18 protein-coding genes are annotated in these 19,331 nt (G+C 47.6%); 10 read left to right on the top strand and 8 right to left on the bottom strand.

Going from position 1 to position 19,331, the window contains the following annotated elements:
• Positions 1–183 precede the first annotated feature (183 nt).
• The 3 genes from rarD to XMM312_RS07045 all read right to left on the bottom strand — a co-directional run bounded on the left by rarD (position 184) and on the right by XMM312_RS07045 (position 2,567).
• Positions 184–1,086, bottom strand: coding sequence for an EamA family transporter RarD (gene rarD / locus XMM312_RS07055; protein ID WP_173488952.1), 903 nt, complete (start codon positions 1,084–1,086; stop codon positions 184–186).
• On the bottom strand, positions 1,083–2,159 hold the full coding sequence (hisC, locus tag XMM312_RS07050; protein ID WP_173488951.1) for a histidinol-phosphate transaminase: 1,077 nt from the start codon (positions 2,157–2,159) through the stop codon (positions 1,083–1,085). The genes rarD and hisC overlap by 4 nt, the downstream gene beginning before the upstream one ends.
• Before the next feature lie 219 nt (positions 2,160–2,378).
• Complete coding sequence (locus XMM312_RS07045) at positions 2,379–2,567, bottom strand: PA3496 family putative envelope integrity protein (protein WP_173482303.1); 189 nt, start codon at positions 2,565–2,567, stop codon at positions 2,379–2,381.
• A 212-nt stretch (positions 2,568–2,779) separates the two neighbouring features.
• Here XMM312_RS07045 and XMM312_RS07040 point away from each other — a divergent pair, with 212 nt between their 5' ends.
• Both XMM312_RS07040 and XMM312_RS07035 read left to right on the top strand, forming a co-directional pair.
• Entirely contained in the window at positions 2,780–3,454 is a 675-nt protein-coding gene (locus XMM312_RS07040; protein WP_173484244.1) for an AzlC family ABC transporter permease, read from the top strand.
• On the top strand, positions 3,433–3,744 hold the full coding sequence (locus tag XMM312_RS07035; RefSeq protein WP_173488950.1) for a branched-chain amino acid transporter permease: 312 nt from the start codon (positions 3,433–3,435) through the stop codon (positions 3,742–3,744). Before XMM312_RS07040 ends, XMM312_RS07035 begins: the two co-directional genes overlap by 22 nt.
• Here the strand turns inward: XMM312_RS07035 and XMM312_RS07030 are convergent.
• Positions 3,741–4,064 carry a metalloregulator ArsR/SmtB family transcription factor gene (locus XMM312_RS07030; RefSeq protein WP_254442871.1) on the bottom strand — a complete coding sequence of 108 codons (324 nt, stop codon included), beginning with the start codon at positions 4,062–4,064 and terminating at the stop codon, positions 3,741–3,743. The genes XMM312_RS07035 and XMM312_RS07030 overlap by 4 nt on opposite strands.
• A gap of 204 nt (positions 4,065–4,268) precedes the next feature.
• Between XMM312_RS07030 and XMM312_RS07025 the strand changes: the two genes are divergently transcribed.
• Positions 4,269–5,171 carry a universal stress protein gene (locus XMM312_RS07025; protein ID WP_173488949.1) on the top strand — a complete coding sequence of 301 codons (903 nt, stop codon included), beginning with the start codon at positions 4,269–4,271 and terminating at the stop codon, positions 5,169–5,171.
• A gap of 5 nt (positions 5,172–5,176) precedes the next feature.
• On the opposite strand, the gene xthA is transcribed toward XMM312_RS07025, so the two are convergent.
• Positions 5,177–5,992 (bottom strand): exodeoxyribonuclease III, encoded by an 816-nt coding sequence (xthA, locus tag XMM312_RS07020; protein ID WP_173488948.1) that lies wholly within the window; start codon positions 5,990–5,992, stop codon positions 5,177–5,179.
• A gap of 310 nt (positions 5,993–6,302) precedes the next feature.
• Between xthA and gorA the strand changes: the two genes are divergently transcribed.
• Complete coding sequence (gorA, locus tag XMM312_RS07015) at positions 6,303–7,661, top strand: glutathione-disulfide reductase (protein WP_173488947.1); 1,359 nt, start codon at positions 6,303–6,305, stop codon at positions 7,659–7,661.
• A 55-nt stretch (positions 7,662–7,716) separates the two neighbouring features.
• On the opposite strand, the gene XMM312_RS07010 is transcribed toward gorA, so the two are convergent.
• Positions 7,717–8,883, bottom strand: coding sequence for a cation diffusion facilitator family transporter (locus XMM312_RS07010; protein WP_173488946.1), 1,167 nt, complete (start codon positions 8,881–8,883; stop codon positions 7,717–7,719).
• Positions 8,884–8,951: 68 nt separating this feature from the next.
• Here XMM312_RS07010 and XMM312_RS07005 point away from each other — a divergent pair, with 68 nt between their 5' ends.
• Complete coding sequence (locus XMM312_RS07005; RefSeq protein WP_173488945.1) at positions 8,952–10,538, top strand: chloride channel protein; 1,587 nt, start codon at positions 8,952–8,954, stop codon at positions 10,536–10,538.
• Positions 10,539–10,555: 17 nt separating this feature from the next.
• Here XMM312_RS07005 and XMM312_RS07000 read toward each other — a convergent pair whose 3' ends face one another.
• Complete coding sequence (locus tag XMM312_RS07000; protein WP_173481490.1) at positions 10,556–10,768, bottom strand: hypothetical protein; 213 nt, start codon at positions 10,766–10,768, stop codon at positions 10,556–10,558.
• Positions 10,769–10,974: 206 nt separating this feature from the next.
• On the opposite strand from XMM312_RS07000, the gene XMM312_RS06995 reads away from it, so the two are divergent.
• The 5 genes from XMM312_RS06995 to XMM312_RS06975 all read left to right on the top strand — a co-directional run bounded on the left by XMM312_RS06995 (position 10,975) and on the right by XMM312_RS06975 (position 17,636).
• On the top strand, positions 10,975–14,127 hold the full coding sequence (locus XMM312_RS06995; RefSeq protein ID WP_217363890.1) for a DUF3427 domain-containing protein: 3,153 nt from the start codon (positions 10,975–10,977) through the stop codon (positions 14,125–14,127).
• Positions 14,128–14,329: 202 nt separating this feature from the next.
• Entirely contained in the window at positions 14,330–15,145 is an 816-nt protein-coding gene (locus XMM312_RS06990) for a hypothetical protein (protein ID WP_173488944.1), read from the top strand.
• Positions 15,146–15,257: 112 nt separating this feature from the next.
• Positions 15,258–16,028, top strand: a complete 771-nt coding sequence (locus XMM312_RS06985) for a type IV toxin-antitoxin system AbiEi family antitoxin (RefSeq protein ID WP_173481488.1) — start codon at positions 15,258–15,260, stop codon at positions 16,026–16,028.
• Positions 16,025–16,924: a nucleotidyl transferase AbiEii/AbiGii toxin family protein gene (locus XMM312_RS06980; protein WP_173482312.1), complete on the top strand. Its 900-nt coding sequence runs from the start codon at positions 16,025–16,027 to the stop codon at positions 16,922–16,924. The genes XMM312_RS06985 and XMM312_RS06980 overlap by 4 nt, the downstream gene beginning before the upstream one ends.
• Positions 16,925–16,943: 19 nt before the next feature.
• Positions 16,944–17,636 (top strand): aspartate/glutamate racemase family protein, encoded by a 693-nt coding sequence (locus tag XMM312_RS06975; protein ID WP_173482313.1) that lies wholly within the window; start codon positions 16,944–16,946, stop codon positions 17,634–17,636.
• A 148-nt stretch (positions 17,637–17,784) separates the two neighbouring features.
• Here XMM312_RS06975 and XMM312_RS06970 read toward each other — a convergent pair whose 3' ends face one another.
• Positions 17,785–19,146, bottom strand: a complete 1,362-nt coding sequence (locus XMM312_RS06970) for a TrpB-like pyridoxal phosphate-dependent enzyme (RefSeq protein ID WP_173488943.1) — start codon at positions 19,144–19,146, stop codon at positions 17,785–17,787.
• Positions 19,147–19,331: the final 185 nt, after the last annotated feature.

Raw genomic sequence — 19,331 nt, 5'->3', positions numbered from 1 at the left:
GTATGTACTTCTGCGTTTGTTATAGTCTGCGTCATGGTCCGTCTCCTTTGGATAAAAGTGTGGTAACTAATATCCTGGCACATTGTGATGCCGTTTAAGAAGCGGGACGGACCATCCCATTAGACCCGCAGCTGCGTAGCCAGTTTAACACTCTGGTGTCTGACCTAAGGTCTGACACCGCTGTTAACCGTTTGCCTTAGCCTTACGAAATAGATCGACACTGAACACAATCAGCCCCACCCAAATAAAAGCAAAGCTGATAAAACGATCGATGCCGAAGGCTTCGTTCAAAATGAACACAGCGCTAAGGAACTGCATGATCGGGGCGATGTAGTTTAGGAAGCCTACGGTACCTAACGGAAGCTTTCTGGCGGCAGAGGCAAACAGCATCAGTGGAACAGCGGTCATGACGCCGGCACCGATTAACTCCCAAGTGAATGCTCCGAAATGATCAACACCCTGGGTGGCTAGCAAGCTTAGGTAGATCAGAGCGATCGGCAACATGATTAGGGTCTCAATCAACAATCCGCTGACTGAATCGACCGCTATCTGCTTACGCACGACGCCGTAAAAGCCGAACAGCAGCGAGAGGCTAACAGCGATCCATGGGAACTCGCCAATGGCGACTATCTGCCATAAGACCCCGACAGAGGCAAAAAAGACCGATGTTTTTTGTAGCCTATTGAGTTGCTCTTTAAAAAAGATCAGCCCCAACAACACCGCAACCAAAGGTGACAGAAAATACCCCAGACTGGCCGCGATCACTTGGCCACTGCCTACCGCCCAGATATAGATCCACCAGTTACCACTGATTAGCAGTGATGAAATGGTTAACCAGAACAGCGTCTTCTTGGATGTTAACATCGTCCAGGTGGAACGGATTTTTTTCTGTAGAAGAATCAGCAAGCCAACAAAGAGCACACACCAGACAATACGGTGTGCTAACACCTCGTCGGCGGGTACCTCGGCGAGTAGGGTGAAGTAGAGTCCAAAGCAACCCCAGATTAGATAGGCTAGGGTGCCTTGGAAGAGTCCTTGTCGATACTCTTTGTGTGAGTCCTGTTGTGACGCTATTGATTGGTTCAAGCGTCTAGCTCGACCATATCAGGGTGCGATTTGAGTGCGTCGATCAATGCATCCATCTCAGCATCGGTACCAATGGTGATGCGAAGGAAGTTCGCGATCTCAGGGCGACTGAAGTGGCGAACTAACACCCCTTTAGTACGTAAATAGCCCATCAACTCACTCCCCTCAATAAACCGGTGCTCGGCAAAGAGGAAGTTGGTTGCTGATGGAAGTATGTTGAAACCTAGCTTTTCAAGGCGATCACGAGTGGTCTCGCGCGTTGCGATGATTTTGTCACACATCTCCTTGAAGTAGGCGCTGTCTTTCAATGAGGCAACACCAGCAGCGATCGCGAGCATATCCATAGGGTAGCTGTTGAATGAGTTTTTAACTCGATTTAAACCGTCGATCAGATGGGGTTGTGCGACGGCATAACCAATGCGCAAACCAGCAAGTGAGCGCGACTTAGAGAAGGTCTGTGTCACTACTAGGTTAGGGTATTGATTCACTAGCTCAATGGCCGATTCGCCACCAAAATCGACGTACGCTTCATCCACCAATACTACCGTTTCAGTGTTGCGATCGAGTAGGTTTTTGATCTGATCTAACGGCAGAGCTAACCCAGTAGGAGCATTCGGGTTGGCAAAAATGATACCGCCATTATCCAGTGGGTAATCCTCTAAAGAGATTGAGAAATCATCATTAAGTTTTTGATTCTTAATCTCAATTCCATATAGATCAGCATAAACATCGTAGAAGCTGTAAGTGATGTCTGGTTTAACCAGTGGCTTCTCTTGACGGAAGAAAGCCATAAACGCATGAGCCAACACTTCGTCTGAGCCATTACCGACAAATAGATTTTCGTTAGGCACACCCAGAGTGGTTGAAAGCTCATTGATGAGCGCAGAAGACTCAGGGTCTGGATAGAGGCGTAAACGATCGGTCTCAAACGCGGTTAACACTTCCTGAACCCCATGAGCAGGGGGGTAAGGATTCTCATTGGTGTTGAGTTTAACTAAGTTGGCAACCTTAGGTTGTTCACCGGGTGTATAAGGAACGAGATCATGGATCTGCGGGCTCCAAAACTTACTCATAACGAAACCTTACAAATGGATAAATTTGAGCTGAGATAGTATCAGAAGCGAAGTAGGGAAAGAAGAAGAGGTCGACCGGTGTCAGCTATTGATACTGCCACCGGTCGGGTGTGCCGAACTTGCCCTCAATAATTAAGGTCAACTTCAGTCAACTCCATATAAACAAAGTTAAACTTTGACCACAACCTTTTTTATTAAGACTTAGGTGGTACGGGGAGCCTAGTAAAGTTCGTCGTAAGCGTCACGTAACTGACTGGCGAGAACGCGATCCTCCATAATATCTTCGATCTGACGTCTGCGCTTAGCATTGTATCTGGATCGGTTACGTTGGCTCTCTTGCTCTTCGAATTGATCATTCCAATCGTCGAGGTCTTCGATCTTTTCATCGACACGGACTTTGCTGCCCATCTCTTAATCTCACTCTATAAAATTGATCGCTCAGTTCTGACGCTAGTCACGGTCGAGGGTTACCGTTAATGCGGAATATAGTTCATGCTTAGAATTTTGAGAAAATTAATTTTTTCAATTTGATTTCAATAAAAATCGATATTTTAACTATCTATAAAGTTGACCTGATCAAGAGCCTGAGCGAGGATCGCTTTTTTACGAGAAGTGAATGCATGCATCTTTTTAGACTCTCATTGCCGGTTCTATTTGGCTACCTTCCACTTGGGATGGCCTTCGGCGTGCTGTTTGTCACCGAGTTGGGATTGGATTGGTATTGGGCCGTTGCATTCAGCGTCATTGTGTTTGCCGGCTCTGCCCAGTTTTTATCGGTGGGTTTGATTGCCAATCATGCAGGGCTGTTAGAAGTGTTTGTGGCTGTTTTCCTCCTGAACAGTCGGCACATCTTCTATGGCCTGACTCTGCTATCTTCGCTAAAGCTTACTGGGTGGCGTAAGGCCTACATGGTCTTTGCATTGACCGATGAGACCTTCTCACTGATAACCGGGCTGCCAAAAGAGAGCGGCCTGCAGCAGCAAGATTATTGGCGCTTGGCAGGCATCAATCAGAGCTACTGGGTTTTCGGTACATTGATTGGTGCTCTATTGGGTGCTCAACTGACACTGCCCGATTTAGGTTTGGAGATAGTGCTGCCAGCACTGTTCGTGGTACTGGCCGTTGAACAGTATCGAACGCATAGAGCGGCGGGTTTGATGTTGATAGCCTGTTTGATTGGGCTGATCGCCATTTGGCTTTGGCAAGATCAGATGCTGTTGCTATCGATCACTACCGCACTGGTTCTAATGTTAATTAACTACTTGAGGCAGCGATGGACCAGTCACTCTATCTGATCAGCTTTATAGCGTTAGCAGCGTTGGCAACAGTGGCAACACGTGCGCTACCGTTTCTCTTTTTATCGCGTCACAGTCAGCACCCACTACTGGAGTATCTGGGTCGCTATCTGCCACCGGTTTTGATGGTGCTGTTGGTGGTGTATGCGGTCTCTGATCTGCCGATGGCCAATCAACAGTGGGTAATCAGTCTGGGGAGCTTAATGCTGGTGGCCGTGACTCAGTGGTTGAGCAAAAATGCACTGCTCAGCATTGCGCTGGGCAGCCTGTTGTACATGCTATTGATTTAAATGCCGCAGTACATGCCGTGCAGAGTACTGATAATTCGTTGTGCACGATCGCCTTCAAGTGAGTAGTAAATCGTTTGCGAATCGCGACGAGTTTTAACTAGGCCATCACGACGCAGCACTGCTAGGTGTTGTGACAGGGCGGACTGGCTTAGATCCAGATGCTCGTTTAGCTCGGTGACAGAGAGCTCTTTACCTTCCAAGTAGCAAAGAATCATTAATCGACTACCGTTTGCGAGTGCCTTCATCAAACGCGCGGCCTCTTTTGAGTTTTCACGCATTAGCTCTAATGTGTCTGCGGGTAGGCGTTGTGTATCTGTCATAGTTGAACTCGGTAATGATCGGTCCCCAAAGGGATGTGAATTTGCTTAATTAGCAGTTTTGAATATAACGACTTGATGGGTGTTTGTAAATTTTTATTATCCTATCGCATCGTTTAATCGCCCTTAATTGCGCTGAGTCAGGCTCATTTCGACAGTTAACGCTATACTGCAATTAATCACATAGTAGAGGGTAGGAGAGTACTTATGTTCCAACGAGTCCTGGTCACCAATGAAGAGTCACACTACTCCCCGCAGCCACTGTTAAAAGCGTCGGCACTCTGTGCAGAGTCGTCTCATATTGAGTGGTTTCAGTCGGTCTATAACGCTGCGTTTGAAACGGCGACGGCGGAAGATCAACCATCACAAGAGGATGCATTGGCACTCTATGTGACGCACAGGCTCAACCAAGCTGAGCGGCACATCGAAGAGTTAGACCTACCACAGGATGTAGCGGCTGATATTCGTTGGCACCCTAGCTTTCTTAAAGCGGCACTAGAAGAGTCAGATCGTTACCAGCCTGACTTGATGGTGGTACCCCGTGTCAGAAAACATGATCTGTTGGATTGGCTAATCGGTGGCGATGAGCAAGAGTTGGTGCGTCGTCTCCATGAACCGGTTCTGCTAGCCAATGATCAACCCTGGCAGGCCCACCCAAGGATTGCCGTAGCCATTGATCCGTTCCATCTGGATAGTCGCAATCACAGGTTGGAGAAGCAACTGCTTGAGGTGGCTGATCAGTTTGCACAACGGCTGTCAGCTGAGCTTCATGTCGTTCACTGTTTTCAAACACTTCCACAGAGCGTCATCTATGATGAGCATTTAGTGGAAGATTTTGAGTCGCTTCAAAAACAGGTGGGTGAGGAGCATCGTCAAAGAATTGAATCGTTGATTGAACCTCTAAACCGTCCATTGGGTTCGCCACTGCTTAAATTGATTGTGGGGGATGCGGATGAAAAATTGCCTGAGTTCTGTCAGCAAGAGAAGATCGATCTGTTGATTCTGGGCGCACCCGAAAAAGGGTGGGTGGAGCGCTTCTTAATGGGCAGCACCACCGCACGTCTTTTAAATAGAATAGAGTCCGATATTTTGGTTATTCACGATCAATAAAGTATTTAAAGATCGAACTTAGCCCAGACTGGTGCATGGTCAGAGGGTTTTTCCATACCGCGAATATCAAGATCGATGCCGGTCTCCACGCACTTTTGCATTAGAGGTTTGGTCGGCATGATCGCATCGATACGCAGACCCCGTTTAGGCGTGTCCTCAAACCCGCGACTGCGGTAATCGAACCAACTAAACAGATCGTTGGTCTCTGGATGCTGTTCACGGAATGAGTCAACCAGTCCCCAGTCATACAGGCGCTGTAACCACTCACGCTCTTCGGGTTGGAAGCTGGTTTTACCGGTTTTAAGCCAGCGAAGACGGTTGGGTTCACCAATGCCGATATCCTTATCGGTCGCAGAGATGTTCAAATCCCCCATCACAAGTAGATTGCTGTTGGGGTCATTATCATTTTGTAGGTAGTCACTGAGATCCGCGTAGAATTTGCGTTTAGCAGGGTATTTTGTCTCGTGAGCTATGTTTTCACCCTGTGGGAAATAGCCGTTAATAACACGCAGTGTCTCGCCCTTGGCTGTTTTGAAATCCCCGATGATCATGCGACGTTGAGCATCCTCATCATCGGTGACAAACCCTTTTTGAATCGATAAAGCCGGCTCTTTGGAGAGAAGGCAAACCCCGTAGTGGGTCTTTTGACCATGGAAATAGGCGTGGTAACCCAGCTTCTCCATCTCTTCAATCGGGAACTGATCATCATGCACCTTGGTCTCTTGAATACCGATGACATCGGGCGAGTGGCTATCCACCAAAGCCTGCAACTGATGAAAACGCGCACGAATGCCATTGGTATTAAACGAGACAACAAACATAACAACCTCCAAAGTCTAGTGGCTTGGATGCTACCGAAAATGGGGGAGGGTTAAAAGAATAACCCAATTATTGTTGGAGCCTTATCAAAGATGAGGCGATCTTTTCGGTGACTGGCTTCAGCCTGTCATCCGCAAGTATGCTTTACTACTTACCTGGAAAACGCTGAGATAGTGGATGTCAGGCTGAAGGCCAGACACCGGTGCCAATAGCCCTACTCAATCACATCATTTGCGCTTCTTAATTGGATGCAGCCTCTCACACAGGGTAAGCTTAAATGATTGAATATTAATGATCTCAGATAGGTAGAGCATGAGCGGTTACGATTACGATCTTTTTGTTATTGGTGCAGGGTCTGGTGGTGTGCGTGCGGCGCGTATGGCGGCGGCGAAAGGGGTTAAAGTGGCCGTGGCAGAGGACCTCCATTTGGGGGGTACCTGTGTCAACGTTGGTTGTGTGCCTAAAAAACTCTATGTCTATGCATCGGAGTACATGCAAGAGATCGAAGAGGGGCGCGGCTTTGGTGTCAATGCAGACTCAGTCAGCTTTGATTGGGCGACGCTGCGTGATAACAAAAAGCACGAGATCGCTCGCCTCAATGGTATCTACGGTAAATTGTTGGATAACTCGGGTTGTACCCGTATCAATGGACGTGCGACGGTGACAGGCCCTAATTCAGTCAGCGTGAATGGTGAGACAATAACGGCTGAGCGTATTTTAGTGGCAGTTGGTGGTTGGCCGTTTGTGCCCGATATTCCTGGTAAAGAGCACGCCATCACATCAAACGAAGTCTTTGATCTAGACAGCTTCCCACAGCGCGTCATGGTGGTCGGTGGCGGTTACATTGCCATTGAGTTCGCCGGTATTTTTGCAGGTCTGCAAGCACAAACGGAACTGGTCTACCGAGGCGATCTATTCTTGCGTGGCTTTGACCAAGAGGTGCGCGAGTTCACGGCAACTGAAGTGGCTCGCAAAGGCATTAAATTAAGCTTTAATACCGATGTCGCCAGCATTGAGAAACGTTCTGATGGTGCACTCGATGTGACCCTGTCTAACGGTGAAGTCCGTGTTGTTGATCAGATTCTGTACGCCACAGGTCGTGTGCCTAAAACGGCCAACCTTGGGCTCGAATCAGCAGGCGTAGCGATGAATAACAAAGGTGCCATTGAGGTTAACGATCGTTTCCAAAGCTCAGTGCCATCAATTTACGCCTTAGGTGATGTGATCGATCGTGTTCAGTTAACGCCTGTCGCGCTCGCTGAGGCGATGTCGTTGGTTGATCACCTCTATGGCAGCGGTGAGGGCGAACTGCCTAACTATGAGTTAATCCCAACGGCGGTCTTCTGCCAGCCCAATATTGGTACTTTGGGACTAACGGAAGAGCAGGCGCGTGAACGCTTTGACAGCGTGGATGTTTACGTTTCTGATTTCAGAGCGATGCGCCACACCATCTCGGGTAGTGAAGAGCGCACACTGATGAAACTGATCGTGGAGTCTGCCACTGATAAAATCGTGGGCATTCATATGGTCGGTGCGGATGCTGGAGAAATCTTGCAAGGTCTTGCTGTTGCAGTGATCGCTGGCGCGACTAAACGTGATTTCGATCGAACGATCGGCATTCACCCAACGGCTGCTGAAGAGTTTGTAACAATGAGGCAGAAAACCCGTTAACCATTAAAGCCACTGGTATCGGTGTGTTTAATGGCCGATACCAGTGTGTTACTTCTTATTGTGCAACCACCAACACCTCTAGATGGTGAAGCCAACTGTGTTTGCTTAACGTCTCTTTAAGCGCCTGCTTCAACTGGCTGGGCGTCAGTGATTTCTCATCCAACAACGGCTGCATAGCCGGTAGTAGACGAATCTCTAAATCAACCTTCTTCGGCGAATAGTAGAGCTGCAGCTGATAACCACTGCTACTGCCAACGGCATCGTTCAATGCAGCATCAACCGCTTCTCGAATGGTGCCACGAGTCGGCATGATCGGGCAGCTCAACTCATCTAAATGCTCATCATTGTAAGTATCGATGTGGAAGATCACTTGGCTGATCTCCGGAAACGCTTCGGTTAACGCGCAGACAGCTTGGTCCCCTAAATAGTGGCCTTCGCTGGCGCTTAAATGCGGAGCAACCTGAAGGTGCATCTCTAGAATGATCTGGCTTCCCATAGGACGCGATTTGAAGTCGTGAACGTTAATGATGCCTTCAACCTCATTCACAACGGCACGAAACTCGGCCGCTTGCTTTTCGGGTAGGGCAGTATCAACCAACTCCGTAAGACTGCGTTTAACCAGTCCCCAACCGATCTTAGTGACTAGGCCCGCTACCAATACTGCCGCAACAGCATCAAGCCAAACCCAGCCGAGCATGGCCCCAATGAGTGCAACAAACACCACAATCGATGACAGTGCATCGGTACGAGAGTGCCAGGCGTTCGCAATCAATAGATCCGATTTAAGGCGCTTGCCCACCGCAAGGCTATAACGGAAGATCCACTCCTTAGAGATGATTGAGATAGCAGCAACAACCAGAGCCGGCCAGGTAGGCACCTCGGCAGGGACACCTGAGAATAGATTGCTGATTAACTCGTAGGCCATACCAAGACCCACCAGAATCAAGACAACACCCAGCGCCGTGGTACCCACCGTCTCAAAACGACCATGCCCCCAAGGGTGATCTTCGTCGGGTTCTTGATGAGAAATGCGTAGAACCGCAATCACCATAAAATCGGTGGCAAGATCTGAGAGCGAATGAACACCGTCAGCAATCAGGGCAGCCGAGTTGGCAAAAAAACCAACCACAATTTTAGTCACCCCTAAAAAGAGGTCGACGGCTGAACCAATGAGTGTGACTTTTTCGGCCTCTTTACGGCGGGTATCCAATTCGTTTTGCATGAAAGCTCCCAGAGTTAACTTTGATAAGGATAAGTGACTAAGGCATTCAGGGCCAGAGTGTCTGTAAAATGAATGTGATAAAATTTGGTCTATTCATTCATGACTATTGGCCTAGCGACATGTCTTCAAAGCCGTCAGATACGACACCTAACTCAAGTAGTGCGTCGTTTAATAAGTTACCTCAGCTTGTGCTATTAGGTATCGCCGTCGGCGTCGTCACCGCTTTGGTGATGGGGCTGTTCCGTTGGCTCATTACGCTACCGACTGAACTGGTTAGCGGGCTTGGGTTGTCGACATCTGATCCTTGGGTTCTTTTTGCTCTGCCTGTAACGGGTTCTGTGCTCTTATGGCTCTTTTGGAGTGGTCAATCTAAAGACAGTCGCCGAGTGGGCATACCGCATCTTTTTGAGCACCTCTCTTACCAACATGGCGCCTTACCCTTTAAAAACTTATTGAATCAGATCGTGGGTGCGACCTTGGCTATAGGCACCGGACAACCAGTAGGTCGTGAAGGGCCTGGGGTTCATATTGGTGCGGCGTTCAGTAGTTGGTTGGGCACCAAAGTCGGGGTCTCCAACAGTTATCAAAGGCTGCTGATAGGCTGTGGTTCTGCAGCCGCCATTGCTGCGCTCTTTAATACCCCGTTAGCCGGTGTTCTGTTTGCGATGGAGGTTATTCTTCTTGAATACAGCTTGGTCGGTTTTACCGCCATTATTGTCGCCTCCATCAGTGCTGATGCCATCTCCAGAGCCCTATTTGGTTCCCCGGAGCTGTTGGGCCACAGCCTGAAAAGCAGTGACCTGTTTGCTCACCTGCCGGTTCTAGTACTGTTGGCAGTACTCATCGGTGTCGCGGCGTTTCTGTTCCACGAGATCGTCACGCGATTAGCAAAACAGCGTGGGCAATATTGGCCAGCGAAATTGATCTTTTCGGGTCTGTTAGTCGGTGCGTTGGTTGCATATGAACCGATCCTGTTCACCCCAGTACACGCAGTGATGCTGGGTACCCTTGATCAAGCCTATGCGGAACAAGCCCTTTTTCTATTACTCCTCTTCTACCTATTTATACCGCCTCTGGTAATCGGCCTAGGCATACCTGGAGGAATGATAGGGCCCTCGCTTACCTTAGGCGCGTTGATCGGTTCTATCCTTGGTTATCAATTAATCGGCACCGATTTTGAGATTGATCAGGCCAGCCTATCGCTGATCGCAATGGCTGCGATGTTATCAGCGGTCATACATGCACCACTGGCAGCTCTACTGGCCGTATTTGAACTCAGCGGCAATGTCCACACCCTAACGCTAGCCCTCACGGTAATCGTACTCTCAGACCTGATCATGCGATCGCTGTTCAATCGCCCCTCGATCTTTGAACGACTGCTGTTGCTTCAAGGCTTAAGTCGAAATACTCAAATCTACAGACGCGTCATGACCAGCCACAGCGTTAAAGAGTTAATGATTCAGCTGAGTGAAAGTAATGCCGATTTTGCTACAGATGAACAAGTAGTGATTGAATCCAAAGCGACCCTGTTACAAGCGATGGAGTTGATGCAATCGAGTGGCCAAGATGAGTTGCTTGTCTCTAGAAAGGGTCGACCCATAGGCAGGGTTCTAAGAGACGATATTGAGCGCTTTTTTAAAGAGGCGAGTGAGTAACAATCACCACCACAACCTTACATAAAGTCTCGGCCAATACTCTTTTTTGCAAGGACCTCCTCGTAGAGTTCAAGGATTGTTTGGCTATGTTCTCTTGCAACATCAGTCAAACTTTCCTTAGCCATAATGACTTTCTCGTCTCTGATCGCTTCGCGAAGCTGTTCAGGCGTCCACTGTTCCGCGTAAGACCTAAGGGACTCGATGTAGCTATGTGGTTTTACTTTAATCATACATAAGCTCTAATGTGTATATTTATACAGTATATTGGTTTGTGCCATTGTAATAAAGAGCTTTTGAGGCTTATTTGATTTGAATCTGGAGTGGATGCTGATTGAAGCGTGGCTTTTAATTAGGTGGCCAATAGGTACTGTGTACTAAAAAAATCTCTAATCGATATTATAAGATCAAGTCAGCTTATCAAAATTTGGACTCACCTATGAATGACACAATGCAGCAAGTTGGTATTTATGAACAGTTAATTACTCAATTGGTCTCCAGTCGTCTAGATAGAGATCATTACTACGTAGGTGAACGCACTCTAAGTGGAGACGAAGCATCTCTGTGGTTGTCGCGGTTTCTGGGCCAGATACTAGAATATGCGATTGAAGCGGTGCCCTCGGGTGACGATCGTCTCCAGCAGCAGATTAATCTATCAAATGAGTTATTGCTTTGGCTAAAAAAGCAGATTCAGGATGATGGTTTCTTAGATGATAATTTATTGGCAAGCCAAGGGAAGATCCTGACTGCTCTTTACGAACTCGATAATCCTGTTGCCGCGGACTTGAGAAGCTATGTTGACGACATATTCCCAGTGACTGGACTTACACAAAGTGAGCTGTTCAGCGGCAGTAATGCAGGGCTGTCGCTAGAATCTGAATTGAAAAGAGAGATTCTTTCAGCCGATAAAATTTATTGGCTCGTTTCGTTCATCAAGTGGGCTGGGATTCGTATTTTCCGTAAGGAGCTGGAGGCGTTCACTGCTAGCGGTCGGGAGCTCAACATCATAACTACTTCGTACATGGGCGCGACAGACGCTAAAGCAATTGAGTATCTAGCTGGGTTGCCAAATACCAAGATCAAATTAAGCTACAACACTGATCGAGAACGCCTACATGCAAAAAGCTATCTATTTCTACGCAATACTGGCTTTCACACTGGATACATAGGGTCTTCAAACCTGTCGCGCTCAGCGCTGACCAATGGCCTTGAATGGAACCTAAAAATCACCTCTCAAGAAATACCCCATATCATCCATAAATCGATGAGTATGTTTGAAACCTACTGGGCCTCTAACGAATTCGAGATATTCACCGGCGATCTTGAAAGTGTGCAAAAGCTTAAAACAGCACTGCGTCGGGAACGTGGTACTGAAGAATCAAGTCCGAATCATTTTTTCGATATAACACCGTTTCCGCATCAGCGAGACATATTGGAACAACTGACGGTTGAACGCGAGATTCACAACCGCTATCGCAATCTGGTAGTTGCCGCAACCGGGACAGGCAAAACTCTAATCTCAGCTTTTGACTTCGACAGATTCTTGAAATCAAAGCCAGACGCCAAGTTTTTGTTTGTTGCCCATAGAGAAGAAATACTGAAGCAGGCGCGGTGGGCCTATCGGGGTGTTCTGCGCAACGGAAATTTCGGGGAGTTATGGGTCGGCGGTCACACCCCGGAACACTATCGCCAGTTGTTCGTGTCGATCCAAACCCTCAACAACCAAATTTCTAATTTACAGCTCACTTCTGACTACTATGACTATATCGTGGTCGATGAGGTACATCACATCTCAGCTGGGAGTTACCGAACACTACTTGAACACTTCGCCCCTTCAATTTTACTAGGTCTTACTGCCACACCCGAGCGTCACGATGGTGGTGATATCCTCGGAGATTTTTGTGGTGTCATAGCCGCTGAAATTCGATTGCCAGAAGCCATTAACCGCCGGCACTTGTGTCCATTTCAATACTTTGGCATCGATGATGATACCGATCTTCGAACGATTCCTTGGAGTCGAGGACGCTACGACATCGCGCAGCTAACGAACCTGTACACCCATAATCATGCGCGATTCGCGAGAATTTTACTGAGTCTGCAGGAAATTATTACTGACCTCAGGAACATGAGAGCGCTGGCATTCTGTGTTAGCAAAGATCACGCTGACTATATGGCGAAACAGTTTTTGCTAAAGGGCATCAAAGCTGATGTCTTAACCAGTGATAACAGCCATGAACGTCAACAGAAGCAGCAGGCAATTCGATCGGGATCGATCAACGTTCTTTGCGTAGTTGATATATTTAACGAGGGTATCGACATTCCCGAAATTGATACGCTTCTATTTTTGCGACCTACCGAAAGTTTGACCATTTTCCTACAACAGCTGGGCCGAGGTTTGCGACTCTCGGATGGAAAGGACTGTTGTACTGTGCTCGACTTCGTAGGTAATTCTCGACCTGAATATGATTTTGCAAACAAGTTCCGCGCCCTAGTAGGTAAAAGTAGCAGTGCGATTTCAGACGAAATTAAACAGGGCTTCCCACATGCTCCACTCGGTTGCCGTATAGAGCTAAGCAAACGAACTCAGGAAATGGTTCTGACCAATATTCGTCAGGCCACACTCACAACACAGCGTCTTTTAGGAATGATTCGGCAATTCCCACAGCATTCTTCTCTACCGTTAACGCTTGGCAATTTCCTGATCCATAACCCTCATATTGACCTTGCTGACCTATACAAACGCGGCTGCTGGACTGATCTTGTGCAGCAAGCACAAGACAAATCTTTTCCGGAAAATGTGGAATCAAGCCAACTGAGTATGCTCCGTAAAGCCATACACAATCGTATTCTGACGTGCGACGATCATGCCTACTTAAAATACTTGCAACAGCTGTGTCAAAACGGTTTTACACTCCCAGACGACCCAGGCCGGCATGGGCTTATGGCCCACTATGATTTCTGGCAAAAAACAGGACCAGAGAGTGGATTCAGCACACTCTCAGAAAGTTTAGGGGCATTGAATATTGATCCCCTAAGAAATGAATTAATCGACGTACTGAATTGGCAGATTTCAAGAATAAAGCATCAGCAACCCATGATAGCTGGACTCAGTATAGTTCCGTTGAGATTGCATGCGCGTTATGCCCGTGAGCAGATCTTAGTCGCCTTTGGAGCAACAACCTTTGAGCGCCAGCCTCCCGCACGAGAGGGCGTCTTTGTGATTCAAACTGAGAACATCGAGCTCTTGTTCGTCACGCTCGACAAGAACGAAAAGCAGTTTTCGCCCACAACGATGTACCATGATTACGCCATAAATGAAGAGTTATTCCATTGGCAGTCACAAAACTCAGCAAGACCCGATCGAGGGCGTGGCCTCGATTACATCCGTCACCGGGAGATCGGCAAGCGGCTGTTCCTTTTTGTGCGTGAGAACTCGAAAGACGCGATAGGGCGCACTATGGGATTTGTTAACTATGGGGAAGTTGAATACGTGTCACATACGGGTTCGCAGCCAATGAATATTACTTGGCGGTTGAAAGAGCCGATGCCGAACTTTATGTGGCATCAAGCCGCAAAGCTGGCTGTCGGTTAGATTTAGTTGATATGCATAAAGAGCGGTCAAAGTAGCTATGAAGAATGTGAACGGGGTTTTGTGCCCTTGCAGTAGCGGTAAGTTTGAACACCACTGCTGTGCGATCAAGGATTACGCAGCAGACTATGAGGACCTCGAAGCGTATTTAAACGCGCGATCTCACAATTCGATAGATGACCTGCAGCGGTCAGCGGATGAATTCATGAAAGGCAAGAACAACGTGCCCTTGCAGGAGTTCTGCGGCTTCTCCGCCAGCCAAATGGGTTACTTGTTGTACGAGCCGTTTACGTCTGACAGTACGATCGTATTCAACGAGTCCATCTCGCCGCCGATGAACTCTCCAGTCATGATCGCGCTAACCGAACTGATTGAAGGCATCCCCACGGATGGTGTGAAAGCCACGACAAAGGGAAATTTACCAATGGCTATCTGTCGTCCAGTAGCCGCCAAACTGCTTGAGCAAACACCTGAGCGTGGCCGCTATCGCTACGAGAAGTTTCGGAACGAAGAAGATTTGATGCCCTTGCTTTTGGTTCGACTTCTGTTGGGCATTGGTGGCTACTTAAAGAAAACGAAAGGGCGGTTTAACTGGACGAAAAAAGGCAGAGACTTTATCGGTCACTCTGCGGGGCATTGTTATCTTGAACTTTTCAAACTGGCAGCTTCGCGCTTCAACTGGGGCTATTTTGACGGTTACCCTGATGTCCCTATTATCCAGCAAGGGTTCGCCTACACACTCTTTCTCGTGCAGTCGTACGGTGATTATCCTAAACCAGAATCGTTCTACACGCAGCTGTTTCTAGAGGCCTTCCCAATGGGTTTGATGGAGATCGATGACAGTGATCACCGAGAGGCGAACGCTCGTTTCGAAAGCTGCTACACCGTGCGCAGTTTCGATCGTTTTATGGAGTATTTTGGTTTAATCGAGTCGCAGCTTATACCTGCTGAGATGGGTAAAACTGTGGCACTGAGAAAGACCCATGACCTAGATGGTCTAGTTCGTTTTTGTATCACCTAGCACCCGAACTTGAGTTTATATTTTCAAATATATAGGTATTTTAAATACCTATAATCAAATAATATTAAACCTTCTTCTTGCTTTAGTTTACATTGTTTAATATATTGGCATCATGAATACCGATAATCGAAGTAAATTAAACCGACTTCTGACATCACAACCCGATGGGGTTGTGATCGCATCTGCCTGGCTGACGACACAAGGCTACAGTCTTGATCTGCAGAAACAGTATCGGAAAAGCCGATGGTTTGATTCGATCGGACGTGGTGCCTTGGTTCGTCACAATGACTGTGTAAGCTATCTCGGCGCAATCTACGCACTACAAACGCAGCTAAACTTATCCGTTCATCCCGGCGGACGAACAGCGCTTACCCTACAGGGCAAGGCGCACTATCTGGAACTTGCCCTGGATGAGGTGCGTCTATTTGGCAGAGTGGGAGAAACACTCCCCTCATGGTTTCAGAAATACGACTGGGGTGTTCGACCTCAATACACCCGTTCTGACTTTCTTCCGCCCAGCATAGGGTTAATCGAACATACGTATGAAGGTTTCTCTGTAAAAATATCTTCCGCTGTGAGAGCCATCCTTGAATGTCTATATTTGGCTCCCGCTGAACAGTCACTGCTCGAAGTTTATGAACTAATGGAAGGGCTCAATAATCTGCGTCCAAGCCGTGTTCAAGAATTATTGGAGAGTTGTACCTCAGTAAAAGTGAAGCGCTTGTTTTTATACTTAGCTGACAAAGCAGGTCACGAGTGGTTCAACCATCTGAACGTCGAAAAGATCGACCTTGGGAAGGGCAAGCGCGCCTTAGTGAACGAGGGCGTCTATGTCCCCAAATACCAAATAACAGTTCCACCAGAGCTGGAGCGTGCCCAATGAATAACGGTTACAAACGCCAGGTAAAGCTGCTGTTAGACGTGCTCCCGGAGGTTGCCAGAGAGTCCAGCTTTGCGCTTCATGGTGGCACGGCTATCAACCTTTTTATTCGGGATATGCCGCGGTTGTCCGTAGATATCGATCTCACTTATATTGGATTTGACGATCGAAATACCGCCCTGCAAGGCATTAACGCGGGGTTAGAGCGAATCAAAACTCGAATCGAAGGTTTGCGTAGTTCGATCAAGGTTCAGCATCGTAGTGATGTTTGTAAGCTCTTAGTCGATGATCAGGGTGTAAAGATCAAACTTGAGGTCAACACAATTGGACGAGGACTGCTCCACGAAGCTAACCGGATGCCGCTGTGTGACAGGGCGCAAGAAGAGTTCGATGTGTTTTGCGCTATACCCGTTGTACCTCTATCTCAACTCTATGGTGGAAAGATATGTGCAGCATTAGACCGCCAACACCCGAGGGATCTGTTTGATGTCCGCCTTCTCAGTGATGAAGAGGGAATCGGTGATAATGTGAAATTAGGCATCATCTACGGACTGCTCTGCTCTAATCGCCCGACTCATGAAATGTTGAATCCTCGCTTGAGCGATCAACGTGCGGCTTATGAAAATCAATTCAGAGGCATGAGTGACGTCACTTTCTCTTATACAGATTTCGAAGAGACACGAGCTCTGCTCATTGCCAGAGTCAAATCACTACTGAATGATGTTGATCGAGAGTTCTTACTGGGTGTTAACCGACTCGAGCCGGACTGGTCTCATTACAATTTTCAGGTATTCCCCGCCATCAAGTGGAAGTTACTAAATCTACAAAATTTTAAAAACCAGAAACCTGACGTATACCGTGCACACTTATCAGCATTGGATGACTACTTGAAGAGATAGAGATGTCAGAGAGGTTTACATGAACACTATCGGTCTACTGGGCGGCATGAGCTGGGAAAGTACGCTTAGCTACTACAAAGCCATCAATGAAGGCGTTAAGAAAAGACTCGGTGGTCTTCACTCCGCTCAAATTGCACTTTATAGCGTCGACTTCGATCCGATTGAGAAACTCCAGCACGAGGGTAACTGGGACGGTACAGCTGAAATTCTGACAGAGGCTGCTCAGAGAGTTGAAGCAGCAGGCGCTGATTTCTTACTTATCTGCACCAACACAATGCACAAAGTGGCGCCACAAATTGAAAGCGGCATCAATATTCCGCTCATCCATATCGCAGATGCAACAGCGGAAACACTGGTATCCAGAGGTATCCAAAAGGTCGGTTTGCTCGGAACTGCTTTCACAATGGAGCAGGACTTTTATAAAGGGCGTCTCACAGATAAATACGGGCTCGATGTCATTGTGCCCGATGCTAATGACCGCTCCTTCATTCACCGAGTTATCTACGAGGAACTTTGTCTAGGCACAGTCACTGCTGAGGCGAAGGATGGATATTTACTTGTCATTGATCGACTTGCAGCAGAAGGTGCGGAGGCAGTTATCCTGGGCTGCACAGAAATTGGCTTGCTAGTAAAACAAGAAGATACAGAGGTCGATCTTTTCGACACGACAGAGATTCATGCACAAGCTGCAGTGAATGCTTGTTTGCGATAATGAAGTTTACAGGTAAAGAGTTAATGACCCCATTGGATCCTTGCCTGATGTCTCCGAAGCATTCCATTCCAGATAAGCCAAGCATTTACTCAAAAAAAACCGCACCAATATTTAGTGCGGCTTTTGGAGTAGGATTACCAAACGGCTATTAAAGGTTTGGTACGGTTTCCATCGATTTATCGATAACGGATTGTTCTAGATCCGCATCAACCATTTGACCCGCCAAGTAGTTCTCATAAGCGGCTAGATCTAAGTGACCATGGCCACACAGTGCAGTTAAAATGACCTTCTCTTCACCGGATTCTTTACACGCTAGCGCTTCACGAATCGCTGCGGCAATCGCATGAGTCGGCTCTGGCGCTGGCACAATTCCCTCGGTTCTGGCGAATTTCAGTGCACCTTCAAAACATTCGGTTTGAGGAATGTTGATCGCTTCGACCATACCCAGCTCATAAAGGTGGGAGACCAAAGGCGCCATACCATGATAACGAAGGCCACCCGCATGAATGGTATCTGGAATGAAATCATGTCCCAGCGTGTGCATCTTCATTAACGGTGTCATGCCGGCTGTATCGCCAAAGTCATAACGGAACTCGCCACGTGTCAGGGTAGGGCATGCAGAGGGCTCTACACAGCGGATGGTTGGATTCATCTTACCGGCCATCTTCTCTCTCAAGAACGGGAATGCTAAGCCACCAAAGTTAGAACCGCCACCGGTACAACCTACTAACACGTCTGGTGTTTCACCTACTTTAGCCAACTGTAGTAGTGCCTCTTCACCAATAATGGTTTGGTGCATTAGCACGTGATTAAGGACAGAACCCAAGGCATAGCGAGCTTCTGGGTTAGCCGCAGCTTCGCCCACTGCTTCAGAAATCGCTATCCCTAACGAGCCAGGGTGGTTAGGATCCGCAGCCAATAAGCTTCGGCCGTATTCCGTTCGATCTGATGGACTTGGATGAAGTATTCCACCATATATCTCCATCATTGTTTTTCGGTAGGGCTTTGAACGGTAAGAGGCAGCCACTTGCCAGATCTCACATTCCATACCAAATTGCGAGCAGGCAAAGGCTAGAGAGGTACCCCATTGTCCTGCACCCGTCTCAGTAGTGAGTTTTTTGATGCCCTCTTTGTAGTTATAGTAAGCCTGTGGTACGGCTGTATTCGGTTTATGCGAGCCTGCAGGACTAACACCCTCATATTTGTAATAAATCTTAGCTGGTGTATCTAGCAGTTTCTCGAGACGACGAGCACGGAAAAGGGGCGAAGGGCGCCATAGTTTGTAAACGTCTAGCACCTCACCAGGAATATCAATGAAACGCTCTTGGCTCATCTCCTGCTCAATTAACGCCATCGGAAATAGTGGTGCAAAGTCCTCTGCTGTTGCTGGTTGCATCGTACCTGGATGAAGCGGAGGTGCCATTGGCTCTGGGAGATCGGGAAGAATGTTATACCATTGAGTGGGCATTTCATCTTCAGTTAGCAAAATCTTATTATCGTTCTCGAACATATTGCCTCTCTTTTATTTTTAGGATTCAGCTATATGAGGTTAAACGATTTTAAAATGTAAGTTCAACCATCAATCTAATGAGGATTTAATTGGGATACTGGTAGTTATTGAGTCGTTGAAATGACAAAATAAAGTGTCTCAATATTTGTACTTGTGCTGATTGTAGCGTTTACCCACTGGGACTG

It is taken from the genome of Marinobacterium sp. xm-m-312 (genome assembly GCF_013283295.1).
Taxonomy (GTDB): domain Bacteria; phylum Pseudomonadota; class Gammaproteobacteria; order Pseudomonadales; family Balneatricaceae; genus Marinobacterium_E.
This window is presented reverse-complemented; position numbering and strand designations above follow the sequence as displayed.

Coding starts and splice junctions, on each gene's coding strand:
- XMM312_RS06975 (WP_173482313.1), top strand. CDS start 16,944: ATGAACACTATCGGTCTACTGGGCGGCATGAGCTGGGAAAGTACGCTT.
- XMM312_RS07000 (WP_173481490.1), bottom strand. CDS start 10,768: ATGATTAAAGTAAAACCACATAGCTACATCGAGTCCCTTAGGTCTTAC.
- XMM312_RS07010 (WP_173488946.1), bottom strand. CDS start 8,883: ATGCAAAACGAATTGGATACCCGCCGTAAAGAGGCCGAAAAAGTCACA.
- XMM312_RS06980 (WP_173482312.1), top strand. CDS start 16,025: ATGAATAACGGTTACAAACGCCAGGTAAAGCTGCTGTTAGACGTGCTC.
- XMM312_RS06985 (WP_173481488.1), top strand. CDS start 15,258: ATGAATACCGATAATCGAAGTAAATTAAACCGACTTCTGACATCACAA.
- hisC (WP_173488951.1), bottom strand. CDS start 2,159: ATGAGTAAGTTTTGGAGCCCGCAGATCCATGATCTCGTTCCTTATACA.
- XMM312_RS06970 (WP_173488943.1), bottom strand. CDS start 19,146: ATGTTCGAGAACGATAATAAGATTTTGCTAACTGAAGATGAAATGCCC.
- XMM312_RS07040 (WP_173484244.1), top strand. CDS start 2,780: ATGCATCTTTTTAGACTCTCATTGCCGGTTCTATTTGGCTACCTTCCA.
- XMM312_RS06990 (WP_173488944.1), top strand. CDS start 14,330: ATGAAAGGCAAGAACAACGTGCCCTTGCAGGAGTTCTGCGGCTTCTCC.
- XMM312_RS06995 (WP_217363890.1), top strand. CDS start 10,975: ATGAATGACACAATGCAGCAAGTTGGTATTTATGAACAGTTAATTACT.
- XMM312_RS07025 (WP_173488949.1), top strand. CDS start 4,269: ATGTTCCAACGAGTCCTGGTCACCAATGAAGAGTCACACTACTCCCCG.
- XMM312_RS07045 (WP_173482303.1), bottom strand. CDS start 2,567: ATGGGCAGCAAAGTCCGTGTCGATGAAAAGATCGAAGACCTCGACGAT.
- xthA (WP_173488948.1), bottom strand. CDS start 5,992: ATGTTTGTTGTCTCGTTTAATACCAATGGCATTCGTGCGCGTTTTCAT.
- XMM312_RS07005 (WP_173488945.1), top strand. CDS start 8,952: ATGAATGTGATAAAATTTGGTCTATTCATTCATGACTATTGGCCTAGC.
- XMM312_RS07035 (WP_173488950.1), top strand. CDS start 3,433: ATGGACCAGTCACTCTATCTGATCAGCTTTATAGCGTTAGCAGCGTTG.
- gorA (WP_173488947.1), top strand. CDS start 6,303: ATGAGCGGTTACGATTACGATCTTTTTGTTATTGGTGCAGGGTCTGGT.
- XMM312_RS07030 (WP_254442871.1), bottom strand. CDS start 4,064: ATGACAGATACACAACGCCTACCCGCAGACACATTAGAGCTAATGCGT.